Below are 19,035 nucleotides of genomic sequence, written 5' to 3'. Positions count from 1 at the left end.
TTGTTATAAGCAAGCAGTATGCCAAAAAAGATACGTAGACTATGCAAAGTATTTATGCCTATGATATTCAGTTCATTGTTTTTTTATAAATACTTATAATATGTGTATGCAGGTTGTGGAATGTTGTGGAAAAAATCCACACTTGCAGGTTGCCATTCCACACTTGTGGCGTTTGCATCTTATTCCGGCGGTTTTCCGGCGGATTATACTTTGTGCCTGCATCCGGAAGACCGTGTGGAAAATAGGATTATACCGCGTGTGAGCGGGGCAATCTCCCGGGTATAATGTGCCAATGCCTGGTGGAAAACTTCCCGATGCACCTTGTAAAATGTGCTTGTCCCTTATGTATTTCTTCGTTTTCCGGTTGCGGGCTGTCCGGCCCGCAGCTGGCAACCGTACAGCCCGCAATTGGCAACCGCACGGCCCGCAGTTGGAAAACGGGGTTTTAGTAGATGCGCAACGGGGTTTTATACAGTGTATTGTCACCTTTATGCTGAGGCATATCGGTATTTTGCCTCTGCCTTTGGAGAGCTGATGCCGCTTGTTTCTTTATGGCCAATCGGGATATAAAAAGCCCCCTTCACCCGCTGTCCCTTATGGATAAAGGGATGTGGAGGGTGAAGGGGGAATGTGTGTAAACTGAATTCCTGTTCCGTGGAGGTTATTTCACTTCCCAGGTATCATTGGTCATCAGCAGTTCCTCAAAGTTGTGATACTTTTTCTTGGCGGATACCTCTTCGATTTGTGCATGTACGGCATCATCGTAGGTGGGAGCTTCCACATCGCGGATTACGCCGAGGGCAATCGGGAAGTCAGGGCCTTCCATCAGGGCAAGTTTCAGTTGCAGGGTGTTGTCCTCGCAATGGGCATCGTGGATAAGAATATCCTTTTCCGTAATGCCGTTCTCGCCGAGCTTCACCACTTTCAGCCCGAAGCCTTCCTGCATCAGTCCGTATTCGTTGTTCTCGCCGAAGAGCATGGGCTTGCCATGTTCCAGATAGATGGCGTGTTTGGCGCGGTCTTCTTTCTTGGCAACGGCATCGTGCGTGCCGTTATTGAAGATGACGCAGTTCTGGAGAATCTCGCAGACGCTGGCTCCTTTGTGGTTGTAGGCGGCTTTCAGGATTTCCACCGTTCCGGCTGCATCCGTGGCAACGGCGCGTGCAAAGAAGTGGCCGCGTGCACCGAAGCAGAGTTCTGCCGGATGGAACGGGTCTTCTACCGTACCGTAAGGAGATGATTTGCTGACGAAACCGCGGGGAGACGTCGGAGAGTATTGTCCTTTCGTCAGGCCGTAGATACGGTTGTTCAGCAGAATCATGTTCAGGTTGATGTTGCGGCGGTTGGCATGGATAAAGTGGTTGCCGCCGATGGCGAGTCCGTCGCCGTCGCCGCTCACCTGCCATACGGTGAGTTCCGGATTGGCAACCTTGCAACCGGTGGCAATGGCAGCGGCACGTCCGTGAATGGTGTTCATGCCGTAGGTATTCATATAGTGGGGCAGACGGCTGGAACAGCCGATACCTGAGATTACTGCTGTTTTGTAAGGCGGAACGCCGATTTCGGCCATAGCCTTATGCAGGGACGCGAGGAAAAAATGGTCACCGCAACCCGGACACCAGCGGGGTTGCCCTTTCTTGAAGTCTTTTGCTGTATATTCGCACATAGTTCTTTTCTTTTTTAGTTCTTGATAATCTCCTCAAATGCTTGTACTAACTCGTTCACCAGGAAGGGCTGGCCTTTCACCTGATTGAACTGGTAGGGAACGAAACCGTCTACTTTCATACGCAGGTATCCGGCAAACTGTCCCATGTTCTGCTCGGCCACCACTACTTTCTTGTAGCGCTTCATCACCTCTGCCGTATTCTTGGGCAGCGGATTGATGAACTTGAAGTGGGCGAGGGCCGCTTTCTTGCCTGTGGCGCGGAGTTCGTCCATAGCGGCGTGCAGATGGCCGTAAGTGCCGCCGAAGCCGACAATCAGCAGTTCGGCATCGTCCTTGTCGCCTTCCACTTCTACATCGGGCACTTCGATTTTGGCAATCTTTTCGGCACGCAGGCGGGTCATCAGGTCGTGGTTCTCAGGGTCGGTAGAGATGGCGCCTGTCTTGTTGTCTTTCTCCAATCCGCCGAGGATGTGGGTGAAGCCCTCTGTTCCGGGGATGGCCCAATAGCGGCTGCCGGTCTTTTCATCGCGCTGGTAGGGTGTCCATGAACCCTGCATTTCGGGGCGTACATAAGGCGGAACGATAGCGGGATAATCGGCAAGCTTGGGCAGTTTCCACGCTGCCGAGCCGTTGGCAACGAAAGCATCGGTAAGCAGTACGACGGGGGTCATGTGCTCCAGTGCTATCTTGGATGCCATGTAGGCGCATTCAAAGCAGTCTGTCGGTGAGGTGGCGGCAAGTACAGGCATGGGGCTTTCGCCGTTACGGCCGAAGAGTACTTGCAGCAAGTCGGTCTGCTCGGACTTGGTGGGCAGACCTGTTGCAGGGCCGCCGCGCTGTACATCGAGCACCACCAGCGGCAGTTCCATGATGACAGCCAGGTTCATGGCTTCCGATTTCAGGCAGATACCCGGTCCGGAGGTGGAGGTAACCGCCAATGCTCCGGCAAAGGATGCTCCGACAGCGGAGGCGCAACCGGAAATCTCGTCTTCGCACTGTACGGTCATTACGCCCAGTGACTTGTGCTTGGAAAGTTCGTGCAGCACATCGGTTGCGGGGGTGATGGGGTAAGAACCCAGGTAAAGCTTCAGGCCTGCTTTCTCGGCAGCGGCTATGAAGCCGTAGGCCGTGGCCTTGTTGCCCGTAATGTCCATATAGCGTCCGGGAGTCTTTACTTTGCTTTCAATCTTGTAAGTGTGAGAGGCGGATGCGTGGGTGTTGTGCCCGTAGTCGTATCCGGCGCGGATAACCTTGATATTGGCTTCTGCAATTTCAGGTTTCTTGGCGAATTTCTCGCGGATAAACTCTTCGGCTATCGTCAGGTCGCGGCTGAACAGCCAACATACCAGTCCCACTGCAAACATGTTGCGGCACTTCAGCATGGATTTGTTGTCCATACCCGTGTCGGCAAGGCAGTCTTTCACCATTTGGGAGATAGGAGCGGCAATGACATCCTGTTTGATGCCCATTTCTTCAATGGGGTTGTCCGTCTTGAAAGCGGCCTTTTCCAAATCCGATTTCTGGAATGCGTCCGTATCGATGATAATACATGCGGTAGATTTGGCAAACTTATACTGTGTTTTTAACGCAGCGGCATTCATCGCTACCAGTACATCGCATTTATCACCGGGGGTATAGACTTTGTTTGCACCGATATGTACCTGGAAACCGGATACGCCCGTCAGTGAGCCTTGCGGGGCGCGGATGTCTGCCGGATAATCGGGGAATGTACTGATGTCATTACCTACCGTAGCCGAAACTGTTGAAAAGATGTTGCCGGCGAGCTGCATACCGTCGCCGGAGTCTCCGGAGAAGCGGACTACCACTTGCTCCAGTTCTTTGACCATCATGTCGTTTGCCATAACTTACGAATTATTATATGTATTATATAAGGAAACTTATACTTATTTTGTTCAAAGACAAATTTCGTAAAGTTAATCGGATTAACAAAACTTTTTTCGGAAAATCAGCAGAATACATTATCTTTGTACCCGCATTCCATTGCTATATGCAGAATGTATGCAAAAAGGCTCTGTAGTTCAACGGATAGAATAGAAGTTTCCTAAACGTATGTTCTTCCAAACAATGCAAAGGTAGTAAAATTTAGATTTATAGTAAATAAGAAAAGGAAGTTATAACGATAATTATTACATAAGGCTCTGTAGTTCAACGGATAGAACAAGAATTTCCTAAATTTTAGATAGGGGTTCGATTCCCCTCGGAGCTACTTTTCAAGTCCATTCCATTACGGGGTGGACTTCTTTTTTTACAGCATTTACAGCAAAAAATAGGTATATTTGCGGATAAAAGTTCTACTATAGTTCTACAAAGATTATGGCTACATTCAAAGCAGAGGTGTACGCTCACCAAAAAAGGGCTGACGGCACATATAATATAAAGATAAGGGTTATACACCAAAAGAGGAAAAAGTACATCCCGACCACTTACTACGTGACAAAGGATGATTTGACACGCACGACTTTCAAATTGAAAAACCAAAAGTACATAGATGCCACCGATGATATGATAAAGAAATACCGTTCCATTTGTGACCGCATGGGGGAACGGCTTAAATCCATGACCGTTGAGCAGGTGGTAGATGCAATCACTAACGACAATGGGGAACACTTCGATTTGGATATAGTGGCTTATGCCCGTCAATACATATTGCACTTAAAGGAAACCGGGCATACAGGCAATGCGCTTTCTTACCAAGTAGCTATTAACAACCTTGTACGCTTTGTTGGCAGGGATAGCGTGAGCATAAAAGAAATCACGGTTAAGTTTATCAATGATTGGATAAAGTGGATAAAGGAGAATCCGGCACGTTCCAAACCCGAAGCCAATCACGGAGAAAGGGCACAGAGCCTATATATATCCCAGCTAAGAGCCATACACAACCGAGCAAAGAAAGAGTTTAACGATGAGGATGCCGGGCTGATACGCATTCCCTATTCTCCTTTTAAGAGGGTGGAAATTCCCAAAGTTCCAGTTACAAGAAAAAGGGCTATTTCTACGGATTTACTTCGTAAATTTTCGGAGCTGCCTTATTCTTTGATTATGCAACCGGGGACAAACAGGTACAATCTCGCAAAGGATGTCTTTCTTTTGAGTTTCTGCCTAATCGGAATGAATGCGGTAGATTTGTACACTTGTACGGATTTGAAGAAAGGACGAATTACATACCAACGGACAAAAACCAAGAATCGGAGAGCCGACAAAGCGGAAATATCTGTGAGGATAGAGCCGGAACTAAAAGCCCTTATGAAAAAATATAAAGACCATACCGGGCAAAGGGTCTTTAATTTCTACAAGCTGTATTCAAGCGTGGATAGCTTTACGGCTGCAATTAACAAGGGTTTGAAAAAGATTGGTGATGATTTGGGAATAGATGATTTGGAGTTTTACGCAGCCCGGCATACATGGGCAACCATTGCAAGCAATGAAGCCGGAGTAGATAAATACACCGTTCACACAGCTCTTAACCACGTGGACGAAAATATGAGAGTGACGGATATTTATATTGCGAAATCGTGGGACAGCATAGATGCTGCCAACCGTAAGGTATTGGATTATGTCAAGCTATCTTTGGATGATGTAACAGAAAAGAAGTATATACCCAAAAATAAGCGTGTTTTGCCTAAGCAAAATTTGTAAGCTGTTATAGTTCAGTGATTTACAAGCCTATTTTTGCTTAGGCAAAATTTTAATAGGTGTTTATCTATCCTCTAAATCTGTATTGTCTCTGATAATCAGATAGTTACAAATTTTGCCTAAGCAAATTGCCTAAGCAAAATGATTTTGCCTAAGCAAAAATTATAATACACTGATAGTCAGTAAAATAGTTGTTTTTAAGCCTAAAAATAGCGTTTTGCCTAAGCAAAATTTGCAAATAATTGAAATACAGAGTGTTATAAGCGTTATTTTGCCTAAGCAAAAATACAGCCTTTTTGCGTTTGCCTAAGCAAAATTTGTAAGCTGTTATAGTTCAGTGATTTACAAGCCTATTTTTGCTTAGGCAAAATTTTACGCAAGTTATAAGGGATAATATATATACTATATATAATATTATATAGTTAATTAAGAGTAAATATATGAAATAGGGGTGTGGGGGAAGAACAAAAAAAGGCGATGCTGATTGCACCGCCTCTATGTATCAAAAATCATCACTTACATTCATTACCTTGTTGATGGAACTATTTATTTCAGTGACTTTATCACCAAATCCTTTTAGGATGTAATCTAAATAAGAAATAATAATCTCATTTTCTTTTATCCACTTCTCCCGGTATTTAATTTCTTTTTTCCCCTTTTTTGAATTACTGTCAAATGTCAGTATCTTTTCTTTGTACTCTTTATTTTGGCTAATGTATTTTTCTCGTACGCTTATGATGTTATCATAACCCCATGAAGTTTCTTTTTTAAAATCATATTCAGATAATTTGGTAATCATCTCTAACTCTTCAATCATACTTTCTAAAGAACTTGTGGGAAGATATTCAGTTTCGACATTTCTATCAGGCTGTACACTTGATGTGAAGTTTGAGAATATAATGCGGTATTTGTTTTCCCGACAATCAATTTTCACATTCATGTTAACTCTGATTTTAGAGTAGCTGTTTACTCCATTTTTTTTAGATAGGTATGAAGATACTTTTAGAATGGTTGTCCCGCTTTCTTTATCGCTTGTGTCAATAGACGAATCCCACTCTGTGGTGTTAGTACTCGCCCACTGTTGGGCATTTAAAAACAAATAATCTTTTGAACCCTTAACCTCTGTTATGTATTCAGTTTTAGCCCCAATTTCACTATACGTGTTTTGAGCAAAGGAATTTCCTGTTATCAAAGCTATCAGGCAAAGCATTAGCAAAGTTTTCATAAGTGTGTATTTAACGGTTGTACTTAGCAAGCTACTGTAATACACACGAAAGCGTGGGATTACTCCGAGGATTAAGAGGTACGACCAAGCACCTAACAGCCCATACAAGAGTAATGCCCACGCAAAGCGCAGGCATTAGCAAATTGTCTGAGGGCTGTTTCTAAAATTTGGTCGTTTTCTTAATCCCTACAACAATAGCCAATGCTATTTAGTGATATTTTAATTCAGCAGCAAATATAATCTTTTATTTGTTATAAAAATAGTCTTGCAGTGTTATATTTATAATGACGTATCAAAAATATATAGGTTTTTGTTTCCAAATAAGCGGGGATTTTGTACCTTTGTAGAAAATAGTAGTTTATATGGGTAATTGGAGCGTACAACAAGAAGCTAAGAAAGAAGTCAAGGAGAAAGATAAAGTGAGGCGTGAAAAACTTGCTGGATTCTTTTTTAACTTGGCGCAGCTCACATTTGCGGGTTTGGTTCTTGGTGGAATAACTCCGATATATGCCAATGTGGAAGCTGGTATAAACTGGTATGTTTTGACAGCAGGGAGTGTTTGGACTATAATGCTTGCTAAAGTAGGAAATACAATTTTAAAATAATAGATATGGAAATGTTAGGAGCTATCTTTACCGTTGGAATAGTTGTGACGGGTGCATTTATGATTTGGCTAAGAACAAAATCTGGCAAGAAATGGCTTGCTAATTTGTGATATGGAATATTTGTAAGAAATAGCCCCATGCAGACTAATAATGTTTGCGTGGGGCTATTTTTGTTCTTCAAACATTCTTCCAAATCCAGTAAGCAGCCATTTGGCACTTACTCCATACTCCTTAACCATAGGATACAACCAAGATAATTGAAACCATCCACGCTCCAAGTCTTTTCTTTGCGCAATAAAATTTCTTCTATCTATGTTGTTGAGCCTACAGTATGTATTTACTCCTCTTATTTTCTTCATGGCTATAATGGCATCCAGCGCACTATAGAACCTTTCCATTATTTGCTTGCTTATAACGGTATTCATTGCGATATATGGCTCTTCAAGTTCTCTATATCGGATTTTAGCAACTCCAATTCACCTGTAGGCTCATTGGTTATTATAGCCGTAGTAATAGCGTTGGATATTTCCCTTTGCGCATCTAATACCCTATCGGGGTTTACCCGGTTAATTAAAAGAACTTCTTTGTAGAGGTTTATAACCATTCTGTAATACTTTTCCATATCAATACTTTCTTTGCTTTAAACCAAACACTATACGGCATTGGCACATCCGGCAGGATTCTCCATTTGGGCACTTCCCTTTTTAAGTTCCTCTATTTCGTTTTGCAATCTGCCTATCAATCTATTCAACCGTTCTATTTCCTTATCTTTTTCTACTAACATTCCATAAGGTGCAATCAGCTTGTCATTCATCATCTTTACGACTTGTCTTGAAAAAGCGTCAGCACCAGCAAACATGAAATCTTCGGGAGTGACTTCTTTTAATATCGTATTTTGCTTTGGTGATATATCCGAATAATACTTTGAAATATCACCGAATTTAGACTGCAATATATCCAATTTCTCTTTTGAGATTGGTTTAATTCCGTTTTCTATATTTGAAATATAGTTCTGTTTGCACATTAATAGCTCTGCTAACTCCTTTTGAGTAAGTTTTCTATCAATTCTAAAACTCTTTAAATCAAATCGTTGCATATAAATGGAATATTTTTAATAGAAAATATATCCAAAAAGTTTTGTTATATTCGGATATATAGCCTATATTTGTTGCGTAATTAAATAAATGACATTACAAATATAGCCAAAAAGCGTGTTTGTAGAACATATAAATTAGAGAAAATGAAAAAAGTAACCCAAAAAGACTATCAGTCTTTTATTCAGATTTACAAAGGATTGCCTGAAAGGAGTGCTGTAAAAGCTCCAAAAACTGAGTTCGTGGAGGAAATAGCGGCTCTGTGTATGTGTAGTACCAAGACGGTACGAATGTGGATTCATGGCGTACAAAAGCCGGATGCCCTCAAACAAAAGATGATTAGTGATAAACTGGGCGTTCCAGCCGATATTTTATTTCCTGTTACAGAATGAAAGCTATAGAGTTCTACACAACCCCGGAGGGTGAAGTTACTATGCGCCCTATCGGAGAAGCCGAAAGGCAGTTGAAAGAAACTGATACCGACTTTATCCAAGCTTTCTTGGCTATACTGAGGGAGTTTTATCCCGAAGCATACGATGCGCTTATGGATATATACTCTAAAAATTCAAACAACAAGAGGTATCGGGATTTCATAGCGGTGCGTAGATTCATTAAATGCAACTTCGGTCTGTATGACAACATGATTGATGTAGATGAGAATTGGAACTTTAATTTTGAGTTTGTAGGTTGTCCATTACGTGGAGAATGCAAACATGATAAAGTTATTTGCGCTCCTAAATTCAACTCTAAGTTGTCCGATAGGCAAATAGAAGTTATGCGAATGCTCTATGATGGGAAAAACGATTCAGAAATAGCCGAAAAGCTGTTTATCTCTTTAAATACCGTGAACAACCATAGAAAAAACAGTTTCCGAAAGGTTGGAGTACATTCAATGGCTGAATTTATGCGGTATGCTATGACTAACAATCTTTTCAAATAACAAATGCAACACCGATGAAAGGAGAAACTTTAGCAAACCTTATCCAATGTGGCGTTACGCTACTTCTTGGCATTATTGCCCTTGCTGGGGCATTGTTCTGTAATGCCTCATTTCACTTCTTTACCACTATGGCTTGTTTTTGGCTGGCATGGGTTTTCTATACCGACAATGAGTATGGGATAGTAAGTGTTAGAGAATATTTTAAGAACCGCTACAAAAAGGACTGACTTATGGCAATTCAGATGGAACTATACGAGTTAAAGAATCTCTGTATGGAAATGGCTTCTTTGGGTGCTGCCAACTATGTAAAACAGACTATCCCGGCAAAAGACCTCATTTCACAACGTGAAGCATACAGATTGTTTCAAGAGTGCCGGGTGAAACGCTGGCAAAAAGACGGCAGAGTTTCTACTATCCGTGGCGGTAGCTCTATACATTCCAAAGTATTGTATTCACGTGCCGAACTTATGGCAGTGGATAAATCAGAGAAAATCAACTCTATAATTAATAAGTGATATGCGAACAATCAAATTAAAATCATTATCCCTTGTGAATTTTAAGGGAATCAGAAGCCTAAATATCGGTTTCTCCGATGCGGAAACGCTGGTTGCTGGAGAAAATGGTACGGGCAAAACAACTGTGTTCGATTCATTCCTTTGGCTTCTTTTTGGAAAAGACAGTACGGGACGGTCGGATAGTAATTTCAACATTAAAACGTTGGATTCGGACGGCAAGCCTATTTTGCACCTTGAACACTCCGTTACTGGTGTACTATCAGTGGATGGCAAGACGGTAACACTGCAACGCTGCTATGTGGAAAACTGGGTCAAGCCACGTGGAACTACGGAAGAAAGCCTAAAGAATCATGCAACAGAGTTCTATTTGAACGGTGTTAAGTTGGCTACCAAAAAGGAGTATGATAGTGAAGTAGCTGCCATCATCCCGGAAGATGTTTTCCGAATGATAACCAACCCTTTCTACTTTACATCAATGAAGCCGGAAGCGCAAAAAGAAATCCTTTTGGATATGGTAGGAACGCTTACCGACCAAGACGTAGCGCAGACCAAGCCCGAATATTTGGAGTTGCTGGCTCAGTTGTCCGGCAGGAGCATCGCCCAATACGCCAAAGAGGTAGCCGCCAAGAAAAAGGCTTGCAAAGATGAATTGTCAGTTATTCCCTCTCAGATAGAAACGGCTCGTAAACTTATGCCGGAGGAAGAGGATTGGGTAGCCATTGATAGTGAGATTGAGGATAAAAATGCCCGTATTCAGCAGATAGAGGAACAAATTGCCGACAAATCAAAGCTGAATGAGCAGGAATATCAACGTAAGGCTTCTATCCAAAAGCAAATAGGTGAAAAACGCCTACAACTCAATAGTAGAATGAATGAAATCGCTACAGAAGCTAACAGAGGGCGCAATGAGGCATCTTTGAAGCTGAACGAATTGGAATATTCGTTGCGTACTGAAAAAGCCTCTTTAGACAGAAAAAGGCAATCGGTTGCGGCTATGGATATTGAGATAGAAAAGCTTAATACCAAATTGTCCGCATTGCGTGGTGAATTTTCATTTATCAGCAAGGAGGAACTTACCTATAATGAGGGTGAATTTATTTGCCCCACTTGCAAACGTCCTTTGGAAATTGAGGATATAGAAGCCAAGCAGCGTGAAATGCAAGCCAACTTTAACGCTAATAAGGCGGCACGTCTGAAAGCGAATAAAGAGGCTGGCATGGCTAAAAAGCAACGGCTTGAAGAAATGCAAGGGCTTAAAGACAGTACCAATGCCGAAATCGAGGAGCTGGAACAAAAGATAGAGCGTATCAATGCCGATATTCAACAAGCAAAGGCTTCTATCCCCGAGGCGCAAAACGTGGAAGCAATGATAGCATCCGACCAAACTTGCATTGACATCAAGAACGAGATTGTAGAACTTGAAAATCAGCTCAAAGTGGATGCAAAGATTGTGGACGTGTCGGAACTGCAATCGGAGAAAAGAACTTTGAATGAAGCCGTGCAAGGTTTATACAAGCGTTTGGCAAACCGTGAACAAATCGGCAGGGCTGAAAAGGAAATCGCTTCTTTGGAAGAAAAGCGCATTGCCAACAATCAAAAGTTGGCAGACCTTGAAAAATGGGAGTTTACGGCACTCCAATTCCAAAAGGATAAGGATGCGGAGCTGTTGAAACGCATTAACGGAATGTTCAGATATGTATCATTCTCCTTTGTGAACGAACAACTGAACGGAGGCGAAAAACTTACGTGTGTATGCACTGTGAACGGTACACCTTTCCTTGACGTGAACAATGCCGGACAAATCAATGCCGGAATAGATATAATCAATGCCATTTGCACGGCAAAGGGGGTATCTGCACCGATTTTCGTTGATAATGCGGAAAGCGTGAATCAAATAATCCCATCACTCAGTCAGATTATCCGGCTGGTGGTAACTACGGACAAAGAACTAACCATTAAATAATTGCGATTATGACACAGCAAGCGACTACAACCATACAACAGGCTGCAAATGGTGGGCAGGTAGCTACTCAAAGAAAGCCTGTAGATATTCTTAAAAGCATGATGAATGCCGAAAGCGTACAAGAACAATTCAAAAATGCGCTTGGTAAAAATTCGGCAACATTCGTAGCCTCTGTAATTGACCTATACAACGGAGATAGCAATCTGCAACTCTGTAATCCTAAACAGGTGGTAATGGAAGCACTCAAAGCTGCCACGTTACATTTGCCAATAAACAAGGCTTTGGGCTATGCTTTCATTATCCCGTTCAAAAACTCCAAAAAGGATGAAAAGGGCAACTGGATTAAAGTGTATGAGCCGACTTTTCAAATGGGCTATAAGGGTTATATTCAGCTTGCCATGCGCACGGGACAATACCGTACCATCAATGCGGATGTGGTGTATGATGGTGAGTTGCGCAAGGTAAACAAACTGACTGGGGAAATAGCCTTTGACGGTGAAAGGAAAAGCGATAAGGTGATAGGCTATTTCTGTTACTTTGAACTTATGAACGGCTTTAGCAAGACTTTGTACATGACAGTGGAGCAAATGGCAAACCATGCAAAGCGATACAGTAAAGCCATCACAAGCGATAAGGATGTAACGGTTGAAAAGTTGCTGAATTTGGCTAATTTGCCCGTTTCTCCCGATAGCAACAAGGTTGGTTGGATGGGTAACTTTCACGGAATGGCACAAAAAACCGTTATCCGTAATTTACTGAGTAAATATGGCTATTTGTCCGTAGAAATGCAAAATGCCATCACCAATGACTACGAGGGTGACGAAACTTCACAGCGTGAAATATTGACCGACAATTACGCAAACAAACAGTTGATTGATGCGGAAGATGTTAGCTTTGAAAGCGTGTCAAGCGAGCAACAAATGGAAACTATTGACCCCGGATATTGATAGCGTATGAAACTGATTGTTCTTGGTTCAAGTAGTAGCGGAAACTGTTACATTTTGGATAACGGTAAGGAGGCTTTGATTATAGAGGCAGGCATCCGTTTCCAAGAAGTCAAGAAAGCGTTGGATTTCAATCTGAGAAAAGTTGTAGGGTGTGTGGTAACACACGCCCACAACGACCACGCCAAATATATTAAGGCAATGGTGGATAGTGGATTTCACACGTTGGCATTACGGGAGGTATGGACTGCAAAGGGCGTTTGGGATTCCCGTTCTTTGGTGGTTAAAGAGGGCAAAGGCTATAAGATGGGTAATTTTAAGGTACTTCCTTTTCCTGCTTGCCATGATGTGCCATGTGTCGGCTATCTGATAGACCACCCCGATATGGGAAAGATGGTATTTCTTACCGATAGCTGTATGTGCGAATATCAGTTCAAGGGGCTTAACCATGTGCTGATAGAGTGCAATTACTCTGATAAGAAGCTCATTGAGGCGATTACAGCCGGGCGCACGTTGCCCTCACAGCGTGAACGTCTGCTTACCTCACACATGGAGCTTACTACGTGCAAGGGTTTTTTGGAAGCAAACGACTTATCCCATGTTTCGGAAATCGTGCTTTTACACCTTTCCGAGAATAATAGCGATGAGCCTTATTTCATATCGGAAGTGGAAAGGCATACGGGGAAAGTGGTTTATGCGGCAAAGCCGGGTTTAACGATTGATTTAGATAGAACATAAGGATATGGCTAAACTCCAAGTAGAAAAGAGAAACGGGTTATTTGATTTGAAGCCTCTGTACGAATGGATGCGTAACGCTTTGGATGGTATCTATAGGATAGAGGTTAAGAAAGTCAGAAAACCACGTTCTTTAGACCAAAACGGGTGGTTGTTCGGGTGTATTTACCCTATCCTTTTAGATGCTCTTTTAGAAGCTGGTTGGGAGTTCGTTTCAGTGGAACAAGTGCATGAGTTTTTTAAGGCTCAAATGACGGCTGACAAAGTGGTAAACAAGCACACGGGGGAGATTGTAGAGTTCCCATGTTCTACAGCCACTATGGATACGGTGACATTTTCCACCTATTGCGAAAAACTGAGGGAGTACGCCAAAGAGTTTCTGAATGTGGATATTCCCGACCCGGATAAATATTGGAGAAGCCATGAAAAGAATACCTAACAGCGTGGTATCTGAGCTGATACGCTTAGTGCCCATTTTGATAGCAAATATTCCACCCGGACAAAGTACGAGAGTGGATAACGCAATAAGATTAACAAAAAAGATTATTAACAAATTAAAAACATTGAAAGATGAAAGTAGAAATTGAAGAAAGCAAGTTGCAAACAGCTTATGCAAATGCTTGTGATGGAATTAAGGATTTTATGGAAAGCCTGTTTGGAAAGAAAGTGTTTGAGGCTGCAAAGCCCACGTTGGACGATTACAAGACTATCCGCACGTATGAGGATGCTTGTGTGGCGTTAAAACAAGATGCAATAAGAGTGGATAGTGTGAATGGAGATACTACCATAGTTTTAACCAATGGAGGTGATAGGGTAAATATGCCATCCCATATTGTTGCTCTTATGAAATTAGAAACTATTAGTCGGGCTTTGTGGGGTAGAAATTTCCAACCAAAGCCGGATGGAGAGGGAAGCAAAGTGTATTGGTATCCGTGGTTTGCTTTGTATACTAAGAAAGAAATTAATGATATGTATCCCGAACAAAGAGGTGCCCTTTTGTCTGCTCATGCGCATAATGGTGCGTCTGCGGGTTTCGGTTATCTGAGTGCGCGTAATCGGTCCTCGTATGCGCATGCGGGCAGTGGGTTCCGCTTGTGCCAAGAAACGGAAGAAAAGGCTAAGTATTTCGGGCAGCAATTCATTGAACTTTGGGCTGAATATTTGAAATTCAACTTTACCGTTGGAAATCGTTTGAAATAAAAGTGTGTTTATTAAACATATTATTAACTAAAAACAAGGTGAAATGAAAGACATCATGTTAGCCGATACCCCGGTGGAACAAAGGGCACAGATTCTACGTGATAGCTGCGACCAAATTGTAGAGCGTAGCTATACACGCAAATTCGACCAAGAAGAAATCAACGAAAGGAGGGCAGACCTCGCTAACGTGGCGATTCAAAAAGCAGATTTGGAACAATCATTAGCGGAAATCAGAGCCGATTACAAAGGCAAAATCAAGCCTTTGGAGGAACGCATAGTTAAACTCCGTGACGAACTGAAAGCCGGGGGCGATTGGATTAAGGGCGACTGTTTCAAGTTTGTAGATGAGGAAGAAAAAATGGTTGGCTTCTACAGCCCGGAGGGTTATTTGCTGGAACAACGCCCCATGACACAAGACGAAAGGCAGCGTAACGTGTTCCGTGCTATCCGTGCGGATAAAACGGGTACAGACGATTAAGTATTAATAATTAAAACATTTCAAAATGGAAAATCAAGAAAAAGGATTAACCGTGAACATCGGTGAGTACAAGGGTGAAAAACCTATCGAAGTAGTGTACAGAATTGGTAATGCTCCTAAAGCATTGGACGAATTGCCCATTAAGCAACCGGAAAGTATTTCTGTATCAGGTGTTATCAGAACTCCGTTAGATTGGTTGGAAAAGCGTATTGACACCATCGACCAAAAGCGTGCGAATATTAAGGTAAACCGTGAGAAAATGAGTATCACGCTTACCGTGAATGAGGATGATTATTACACCAAAAACACCTTTGTAGGTACGGTGGAATTATCGGAAGTCTTTTCAAAGTTCGGTATCAATGACGGAGAATGTGGCTGGATTCCGGCTAAACTGGGGCAGTTCCTGCGTTTGAATCGTGGCGTATTCATGCAAAAAGAGGATTGTATGAAGCTCGTTTCGGTATTAAAGAACTTCACGGCTAACGCCAAGACAGAAATTCAGAAACAGCGTGACCCGTCCGGCTCTATGGCTGAGGTGTACCGTTCACAAGTAGAAAGTAATTTGCCCAAGAGTTTCACGATTAACATCGCCATTTTCAAGGGAACTGCAAAAACACCTATTGAAGTTGAGTTCGACCACTATCTTTCTAATGGTGATGTGTTGTTGCAACTTGTTTCGCCCGGTGCTAACGAACTGGCAGAGGACTATAGAGATAAGTGTATTGACGAGGTGTTAGACGGCATTCGTGCCATTGCCCCGGACATTGCTATTCTTGAAATCTAAATACTATATCGTGGGGGAGAAATCCCCCACTTATAACAGCTCATAATATGGCTAATAAAAAAATCATACCGCCTATGCCTTTCGATGCCACCGCTTGGTTATCCAACAATGCGGCTATGAGGTTGTCATTTGCTTGTAAGGGCTTGTGGCTGGATATGCTTTGCTGTATGTGGGTGAGTATAGAGCGTGGGGTTATGATGAAACCTATTGGCGGTGCGTACACGGTTGATGAATTAGAAGCCCTCTACGGAAGTGGAACAAAGGAGCTGATAGAATCATTGATTAACGCTGAATTATTGTCTGTAAGGAATGATGGGGCTTTGTACAACGCTGATATGGTTAAGATGGAATCAATACGGGTAAAACGGTCTGAGGCTGGGAAAAAAGGTGGTGTAACTATGGGTAAACGGATATTAGCCAAAGTTGATGCGCTTGTGGAAACGCCACCGACAGAAATGCCACATACACCTTCCCCAACGGCTGAAACGCAACACGGGGCGCAAGCAGACCTATTTCCCGATGATTTGCCGGAGAATCCACCGCCACTGACTGATGAACAACAGCGGAAGATTGCAAAAGCCAAGAAGTACAATTATGCTGATTACGTTACTTTGACACGTGATGAATACGCAAAATTATGTACCGAATATGGCGAAGAAGCCGCTAAAGCGATGATTGATATTCTCAACAATTACAAAGGTTCTAAGGGTAAGAAGTATAAATCCGATTACCTGACTATTAGGGGCTGGGTAAAAGATAAGTATTACGAAAATATGAATAGATATGGACAACAAACTGGTACAACGGCTGCAACAGATATTGGCAAACCAAGCGCAAAGAGGACTTTTAGGGACACGCTTTAAGATTGAGAAGTTTCCCGAACAGGACATAGCGGAAATGCTAAGGATGTGTTATCAGTCAGAAGTTGAGCGCAGAAACATGAAGTATGTTTCGGATGAAGCCACGTTGGAAAAGATAGGCAAAGCGGCTAAGTTCCTTTGCGGAAACGGAAAGTTCGGCTTGCTTCTGTATGGTACGGTAGGAAGTGGTAAAACCACGCTTGCAAAGGCGATATGCAACATTATAGGTATCTTGTACAATAGTGATTTATCTTCCGAAAGAAAGGGAGTGTACCGCATATCAGCTTTGAACCTTGCCAAGTCAATAGCCGATGACCCGACTTATTTCAACAAGCTAAAGAATCAAGAACTTTTGTTTATTGATGATGTGGGCACTGAACCAGCAAGCGTGAAAAGTTGGGGCAACGAGTTTTCCCCGGTTACTGAATTAATCTATGCCCGATATGACAGGCAGCTATTCACTATAGCCACTTCCAATTTGGCAGATGAGGAATTTGGCGACAGGTACGGAGAGCGTATTGCTGATAGAATGGAAGAAATGTTTGAACGGCTGCACTACAGCCAAAAAAGCTATCGAAAATGAGATTTGCGCTCAGAAACAAAACAAAGCTCATTAATGCTTTCGGTGAAGCGTATTACAACGAACTTATTGCAAGCATTAATAGCTTTCAATCTAACTACACGCCCGATTGCCATTATTGGAACGAGGCGATACAAAAAGAAATGCTGGATATGCCAAGTAGTACCCACCCGGATAAGACATTTTCGTTTGCCATTGTGAGCGAAATGTGGGATGTGATAACGCTTGCTTATTATTCAGAAAGTAATACACCAAGTAAATAATAAAGCTATGCAACACCAAAAATCAGAAAAGAAAAAAGTGGTTGTGACCTTATGCCGTGTATTCCCAGTTACACATTCTTTGGCTGGAAAGCCTACAGAGTTTGAGGGCAAACTAAAAGAGCATAAGAAGATACATACTATACGCTACAATAAGAATGGCGTGTGGGATAAGAGATATAAAGATATTGCATCCGGCAAAAAATATCTTTCAGTGCGTGAATGGACGGGCAGACCGTACAACTCTGAGCAGAGAGAGTTTGCCCAGTATGATAAAATAGGTCTACAGCACATTACTATGACCTATGGTGTTGATGATGCCGTTCCTCAGATATGGATTGATGGTAAACAAATTCCCATTGAAATAGTGGCAAAGAATGATGGTCTGACAGTTGAGCAATTTGTGGAATGGTTCTTTGGTGAATCAAAAAGTAACGTGTTTGAGGGCGTTGTGTTACACTTCACTTCATTTAGGTACTGATATGGGAAAAGATGATATAAAGCATTGTAGTGAGTGCAAATATTACTGGTGCGAGCCTAAGTCAATGCAGATGTATTGCTATAAACTGGCGAAGCGGATAACGGCAAGAAAGAAGTTTTGTAAGCACTATGAACTAAATAAATGACAGTAGTATGGAAACGAATAAAACGAAGAATACAGACCTATTTTTGATTGACCCCCGTAATATCGTGGTTGTGGACGGTTTCAATGTAAGACGTGATTTTGACCTTGACGAACTGAAAGAGCAAATAAAGGCAAAGGGTGTCTTAAATCCTCTGACGGTTATAGCCTTTAAGGATGATGAGGGCAACGAGAAATATAAATTGGTGGATGGTGAACGCAGGTATAGGGCTACCATGTTGGCTATATCCGAGGGTGCGGATATTCCTTATGTTCGTGCCATGAAAGCCCGAAAGGACGCTTCTACTGAAGAATTGTATATTCAACAGATGATGCGTAACGAGGGTAAGAAATTTACCGAATACGAGTGCGCTATCATGTTCAGACGTTTCAAAGAAGAATTTGGATATAGCCAAGTTGAGATAGCGGATAAGTTCAAGAAAAGCCCGGCTTTCATAAGCAAATGCCTTTCCTTGTTGGATTTGCCCCCGTACATTCAAGAAAGGATTATGAAAGGGGAATTGTCGGTTAAGGCGGCTAAGGAGATTGCCGCCAATTATGGAAGTGAGAAAGAACAAGTAAAGGCTGCAAAGTCGGCTGTGGATAACGCCAAAGAAAACGGTAGGGTTACAGCTACCAATAAGGAGGTTCTTAATTCTCTGAAAGATTCTAAAGAAGCAAAAGCCATTGCGGAAGCTCTGAGAAAGGTTTGGGCTTATTTGGATGGTGAGGTTATCGTGGACGTGGATAAGCTGGCAAGGCTATTGGATAAGACGGAAAGCCTTAGCCAAGCGATGAGAGAATACAAGAAAGGGGGCATAAAATGAAACTGAGAAAAGAAAAGGAACAAATACCTGCGGATTTCCGCAAACAAATGTATGAGAACTACAAAGCCAATATGACTTTATAC

At 42.5% G+C, this 19,035-nt stretch carries 25 protein-coding genes and 1 tRNA gene; 20 read left to right on the top strand and 6 right to left on the bottom strand.

Going from position 1 to position 19,035, the window contains the following annotated elements; translation table 11 throughout:
• The first annotated feature begins 120 nt into the window (after window positions 1–120).
• On the top strand, window positions 121–285 hold the full coding sequence (locus NQ565_RS02740) for a hypothetical protein (protein ID WP_153881346.1): 165 nt from the start codon (window positions 121–123) through the stop codon (window positions 283–285).
• Window positions 286–661: 376 nt separating this feature from the next.
• On the opposite strand, the gene NQ565_RS02735 is transcribed toward NQ565_RS02740, so the two are convergent.
• Together NQ565_RS02735 and NQ565_RS02730 are read right to left on the bottom strand one after the other, a co-directional pair.
• A complete protein-coding gene (locus tag NQ565_RS02735) occupies window positions 662–1,666 on the bottom strand; it encodes a 2-oxoacid:ferredoxin oxidoreductase subunit beta (RefSeq protein ID WP_005655503.1) in 1,005 nt (334 codons plus the stop codon).
• Window positions 1,667–1,680: 14 nt separating this feature from the next.
• Window positions 1,681–3,528 carry a 2-oxoacid:acceptor oxidoreductase subunit alpha gene (locus NQ565_RS02730; RefSeq protein WP_005655501.1) on the bottom strand — a complete coding sequence of 616 codons (1,848 nt, stop codon included), beginning with the start codon at window positions 3,526–3,528 and terminating at the stop codon, window positions 1,681–1,683.
• A 293-nt stretch (window positions 3,529–3,821) separates the two neighbouring features.
• Here NQ565_RS02730 and NQ565_RS02725 point away from each other — a divergent pair.
• Together NQ565_RS02725 and NQ565_RS02720 are read left to right on the top strand one after the other, a co-directional pair.
• Window positions 3,822–3,893, top strand: a tRNA-Arg gene (locus NQ565_RS02725).
• 107 nt (window positions 3,894–4,000) lie between these two features.
• Window positions 4,001–5,323, top strand: a complete 1,323-nt coding sequence (locus NQ565_RS02720) for a phage integrase SAM-like domain-containing protein (protein WP_005655495.1) — start codon at window positions 4,001–4,003, stop codon at window positions 5,321–5,323.
• A gap of 499 nt (window positions 5,324–5,822) precedes the next feature.
• Here NQ565_RS02720 and NQ565_RS02715 read toward each other — a convergent pair whose 3' ends face one another.
• Entirely contained in the window at window positions 5,823–6,545 is a 723-nt protein-coding gene (locus tag NQ565_RS02715; RefSeq protein WP_005655493.1) for a DUF4468 domain-containing protein, read from the bottom strand.
• A gap of 362 nt (window positions 6,546–6,907) precedes the next feature.
• Between NQ565_RS02715 and NQ565_RS02710 the strand changes: the two genes are divergently transcribed.
• Window positions 6,908–7,150 carry a hypothetical protein gene (locus NQ565_RS02710; protein WP_005655492.1) on the top strand — a complete coding sequence of 81 codons (243 nt, stop codon included), beginning with the start codon at window positions 6,908–6,910 and terminating at the stop codon, window positions 7,148–7,150.
• 164 nt (window positions 7,151–7,314) lie between these two features.
• Here NQ565_RS02710 and NQ565_RS02705 read toward each other — a convergent pair whose 3' ends face one another.
• The 3 genes from NQ565_RS02705 to NQ565_RS02695 are packed head-to-tail and all read right to left on the bottom strand — an operon-like array spanning window position 7,315 to window position 8,246.
• The gene (locus NQ565_RS02705) at window positions 7,315–7,548 is read right to left on the bottom strand and encodes a hypothetical protein (protein WP_005650572.1); all 234 of its coding nucleotides are present in this window, start codon (window positions 7,546–7,548) and stop codon (window positions 7,315–7,317) included.
• A 23-nt stretch (window positions 7,549–7,571) separates the two neighbouring features.
• Window positions 7,572–7,772, bottom strand: a complete 201-nt coding sequence (locus tag NQ565_RS02700) for a hypothetical protein (RefSeq protein WP_005650570.1) — start codon at window positions 7,770–7,772, stop codon at window positions 7,572–7,574.
• A gap of 30 nt (window positions 7,773–7,802) precedes the next feature.
• Entirely contained in the window at window positions 7,803–8,246 is a 444-nt protein-coding gene (locus tag NQ565_RS02695; RefSeq protein ID WP_005655487.1) for a helix-turn-helix domain-containing protein, read from the bottom strand.
• Window positions 8,247–8,390: 144 nt separating this feature from the next.
• Between NQ565_RS02695 and NQ565_RS02690 the strand changes: the two genes are divergently transcribed.
• The 16 genes from NQ565_RS02690 to NQ565_RS02615 all read left to right on the top strand — a co-directional run bounded on the left by NQ565_RS02690 (window position 8,391) and on the right by NQ565_RS02615 (window position 18,952).
• Window positions 8,391–8,636, top strand: a complete 246-nt coding sequence (locus NQ565_RS02690) for a hypothetical protein (RefSeq protein ID WP_005655486.1) — start codon at window positions 8,391–8,393, stop codon at window positions 8,634–8,636.
• Window positions 8,633–9,184 (top strand): helix-turn-helix domain-containing protein, encoded by a 552-nt coding sequence (locus NQ565_RS02685; RefSeq protein WP_005655483.1) that lies wholly within the window; start codon window positions 8,633–8,635, stop codon window positions 9,182–9,184. The genes NQ565_RS02690 and NQ565_RS02685 overlap by 4 nt, the downstream gene beginning before the upstream one ends.
• Window positions 9,185–9,198: 14 nt before the next feature.
• The gene (locus NQ565_RS02680; protein WP_005655481.1) at window positions 9,199–9,411 is read left to right on the top strand and encodes a hypothetical protein; all 213 of its coding nucleotides are present in this window, start codon (window positions 9,199–9,201) and stop codon (window positions 9,409–9,411) included.
• A gap of 3 nt (window positions 9,412–9,414) precedes the next feature.
• Complete coding sequence (locus NQ565_RS02675; RefSeq protein WP_005655479.1) at window positions 9,415–9,699, top strand: hypothetical protein; 285 nt, start codon at window positions 9,415–9,417, stop codon at window positions 9,697–9,699.
• Between the two features lies 1 nt (window position 9,700).
• Window positions 9,701–11,662, top strand: a complete 1,962-nt coding sequence (locus NQ565_RS02670; RefSeq protein ID WP_005655478.1) for an AAA family ATPase — start codon at window positions 9,701–9,703, stop codon at window positions 11,660–11,662.
• 8 nt (window positions 11,663–11,670) lie between these two features.
• Window positions 11,671–12,609 carry a recombinase RecT gene (locus tag NQ565_RS02665; RefSeq protein WP_005655476.1) on the top strand — a complete coding sequence of 313 codons (939 nt, stop codon included), beginning with the start codon at window positions 11,671–11,673 and terminating at the stop codon, window positions 12,607–12,609.
• 6 nt (window positions 12,610–12,615) lie between these two features.
• Entirely contained in the window at window positions 12,616–13,344 is a 729-nt protein-coding gene (locus tag NQ565_RS02660; protein WP_005655474.1) for an MBL fold metallo-hydrolase, read from the top strand.
• Window positions 13,345–13,348: 4 nt separating this feature from the next.
• A complete protein-coding gene (locus NQ565_RS02655; RefSeq protein ID WP_005655471.1) occupies window positions 13,349–13,780 on the top strand; it encodes a NinB/YbcN family protein in 432 nt (143 codons plus the stop codon).
• A 131-nt stretch (window positions 13,781–13,911) separates the two neighbouring features.
• Entirely contained in the window at window positions 13,912–14,541 is a 630-nt protein-coding gene (locus NQ565_RS02650) for a hypothetical protein (RefSeq protein WP_005655467.1), read from the top strand.
• Between the two features lie 43 nt (window positions 14,542–14,584).
• Window positions 14,585–15,019 carry a hypothetical protein gene (locus NQ565_RS02645; RefSeq protein ID WP_005655465.1) on the top strand — a complete coding sequence of 145 codons (435 nt, stop codon included), beginning with the start codon at window positions 14,585–14,587 and terminating at the stop codon, window positions 15,017–15,019.
• Between the two features lie 25 nt (window positions 15,020–15,044).
• Entirely contained in the window at window positions 15,045–15,803 is a 759-nt protein-coding gene (locus tag NQ565_RS02640) for a hypothetical protein (RefSeq protein WP_005655464.1), read from the top strand.
• A 47-nt stretch (window positions 15,804–15,850) separates the two neighbouring features.
• Window positions 15,851–16,666, top strand: coding sequence for a hypothetical protein (locus tag NQ565_RS02635; RefSeq protein ID WP_005655463.1), 816 nt, complete (start codon window positions 15,851–15,853; stop codon window positions 16,664–16,666).
• The gene (locus NQ565_RS02630) at window positions 16,587–17,246 is read left to right on the top strand and encodes an AAA family ATPase (RefSeq protein WP_225665232.1); all 660 of its coding nucleotides are present in this window, start codon (window positions 16,587–16,589) and stop codon (window positions 17,244–17,246) included. Before NQ565_RS02635 ends, NQ565_RS02630 begins: the two co-directional genes overlap by 80 nt.
• Window positions 17,243–17,506, top strand: coding sequence for a hypothetical protein (locus NQ565_RS02625; protein ID WP_005655461.1), 264 nt, complete (start codon window positions 17,243–17,245; stop codon window positions 17,504–17,506). The genes NQ565_RS02630 and NQ565_RS02625 overlap by 4 nt, the downstream gene beginning before the upstream one ends.
• 7 nt (window positions 17,507–17,513) lie before the next feature.
• Complete coding sequence (locus NQ565_RS02620; RefSeq protein WP_005655459.1) at window positions 17,514–17,984, top strand: hypothetical protein; 471 nt, start codon at window positions 17,514–17,516, stop codon at window positions 17,982–17,984.
• A gap of 152 nt (window positions 17,985–18,136) precedes the next feature.
• Window positions 18,137–18,952 carry a ParB/RepB/Spo0J family partition protein gene (locus tag NQ565_RS02615; RefSeq protein ID WP_005655458.1) on the top strand — a complete coding sequence of 272 codons (816 nt, stop codon included), beginning with the start codon at window positions 18,137–18,139 and terminating at the stop codon, window positions 18,950–18,952.
• Window positions 18,953–19,035: the final 83 nt, after the last annotated feature.

The organism is Bacteroides stercoris ATCC 43183 (assembly GCF_025147325.1).
Taxonomy (GTDB): domain Bacteria; phylum Bacteroidota; class Bacteroidia; order Bacteroidales; family Bacteroidaceae; genus Bacteroides; species Bacteroides stercoris.
Note: the sequence above shows the minus strand (reverse complement) of the source record. Positions and strands in the feature narration are given on the sequence as shown.

What these genes read in the sequence shown, in the direction of transcription:
- NQ565_RS02740 (WP_153881346.1), top strand. Translation starts at nt 121, where the DNA reads ATGTTGTGGAAAAAATCCACACTTGCAGGTTGCCATTCCACACTTGTG.
- NQ565_RS02735 (WP_005655503.1), bottom strand. Translation starts at nt 1,666, where the DNA reads ATGTGCGAATATACAGCAAAAGACTTCAAGAAAGGGCAACCCCGCTGG.
- NQ565_RS02730 (WP_005655501.1), bottom strand. Translation starts at nt 3,528, where the DNA reads ATGGCAAACGACATGATGGTCAAAGAACTGGAGCAAGTGGTAGTCCGC.
- NQ565_RS02720 (WP_005655495.1), top strand. Translation starts at nt 4,001, where the DNA reads ATGGCTACATTCAAAGCAGAGGTGTACGCTCACCAAAAAAGGGCTGAC.
- NQ565_RS02715 (WP_005655493.1), bottom strand. Translation starts at nt 6,545, where the DNA reads ATGAAAACTTTGCTAATGCTTTGCCTGATAGCTTTGATAACAGGAAAT.
- NQ565_RS02710 (WP_005655492.1), top strand. Translation starts at nt 6,908, where the DNA reads ATGGGTAATTGGAGCGTACAACAAGAAGCTAAGAAAGAAGTCAAGGAG.
- NQ565_RS02705 (WP_005650572.1), bottom strand. Translation starts at nt 7,548, where the DNA reads ATGGAAAGGTTCTATAGTGCGCTGGATGCCATTATAGCCATGAAGAAA.
- NQ565_RS02700 (WP_005650570.1), bottom strand. Translation starts at nt 7,772, where the DNA reads ATGGAAAAGTATTACAGAATGGTTATAAACCTCTACAAAGAAGTTCTT.
- NQ565_RS02695 (WP_005655487.1), bottom strand. Translation starts at nt 8,246, where the DNA reads ATGCAACGATTTGATTTAAAGAGTTTTAGAATTGATAGAAAACTTACT.
- NQ565_RS02690 (WP_005655486.1), top strand. Translation starts at nt 8,391, where the DNA reads ATGAAAAAAGTAACCCAAAAAGACTATCAGTCTTTTATTCAGATTTAC.
- NQ565_RS02685 (WP_005655483.1), top strand. Translation starts at nt 8,633, where the DNA reads ATGAAAGCTATAGAGTTCTACACAACCCCGGAGGGTGAAGTTACTATG.
- NQ565_RS02680 (WP_005655481.1), top strand. Translation starts at nt 9,199, where the DNA reads ATGAAAGGAGAAACTTTAGCAAACCTTATCCAATGTGGCGTTACGCTA.
- NQ565_RS02675 (WP_005655479.1), top strand. Translation starts at nt 9,415, where the DNA reads ATGGCAATTCAGATGGAACTATACGAGTTAAAGAATCTCTGTATGGAA.
- NQ565_RS02670 (WP_005655478.1), top strand. Translation starts at nt 9,701, where the DNA reads ATGCGAACAATCAAATTAAAATCATTATCCCTTGTGAATTTTAAGGGA.
- NQ565_RS02665 (WP_005655476.1), top strand. Translation starts at nt 11,671, where the DNA reads ATGACACAGCAAGCGACTACAACCATACAACAGGCTGCAAATGGTGGG.
- NQ565_RS02660 (WP_005655474.1), top strand. Translation starts at nt 12,616, where the DNA reads ATGAAACTGATTGTTCTTGGTTCAAGTAGTAGCGGAAACTGTTACATT.
- NQ565_RS02655 (WP_005655471.1), top strand. Translation starts at nt 13,349, where the DNA reads ATGGCTAAACTCCAAGTAGAAAAGAGAAACGGGTTATTTGATTTGAAG.
- NQ565_RS02650 (WP_005655467.1), top strand. Translation starts at nt 13,912, where the DNA reads ATGAAAGTAGAAATTGAAGAAAGCAAGTTGCAAACAGCTTATGCAAAT.
- NQ565_RS02645 (WP_005655465.1), top strand. Translation starts at nt 14,585, where the DNA reads ATGAAAGACATCATGTTAGCCGATACCCCGGTGGAACAAAGGGCACAG.
- NQ565_RS02640 (WP_005655464.1), top strand. Translation starts at nt 15,045, where the DNA reads ATGGAAAATCAAGAAAAAGGATTAACCGTGAACATCGGTGAGTACAAG.
- NQ565_RS02635 (WP_005655463.1), top strand. Translation starts at nt 15,851, where the DNA reads ATGGCTAATAAAAAAATCATACCGCCTATGCCTTTCGATGCCACCGCT.
- NQ565_RS02630 (WP_225665232.1), top strand. Translation starts at nt 16,587, where the DNA reads ATGGACAACAAACTGGTACAACGGCTGCAACAGATATTGGCAAACCAA.
- NQ565_RS02625 (WP_005655461.1), top strand. Translation starts at nt 17,243, where the DNA reads ATGAGATTTGCGCTCAGAAACAAAACAAAGCTCATTAATGCTTTCGGT.
- NQ565_RS02620 (WP_005655459.1), top strand. Translation starts at nt 17,514, where the DNA reads ATGCAACACCAAAAATCAGAAAAGAAAAAAGTGGTTGTGACCTTATGC.
- NQ565_RS02615 (WP_005655458.1), top strand. Translation starts at nt 18,137, where the DNA reads ATGGAAACGAATAAAACGAAGAATACAGACCTATTTTTGATTGACCCC.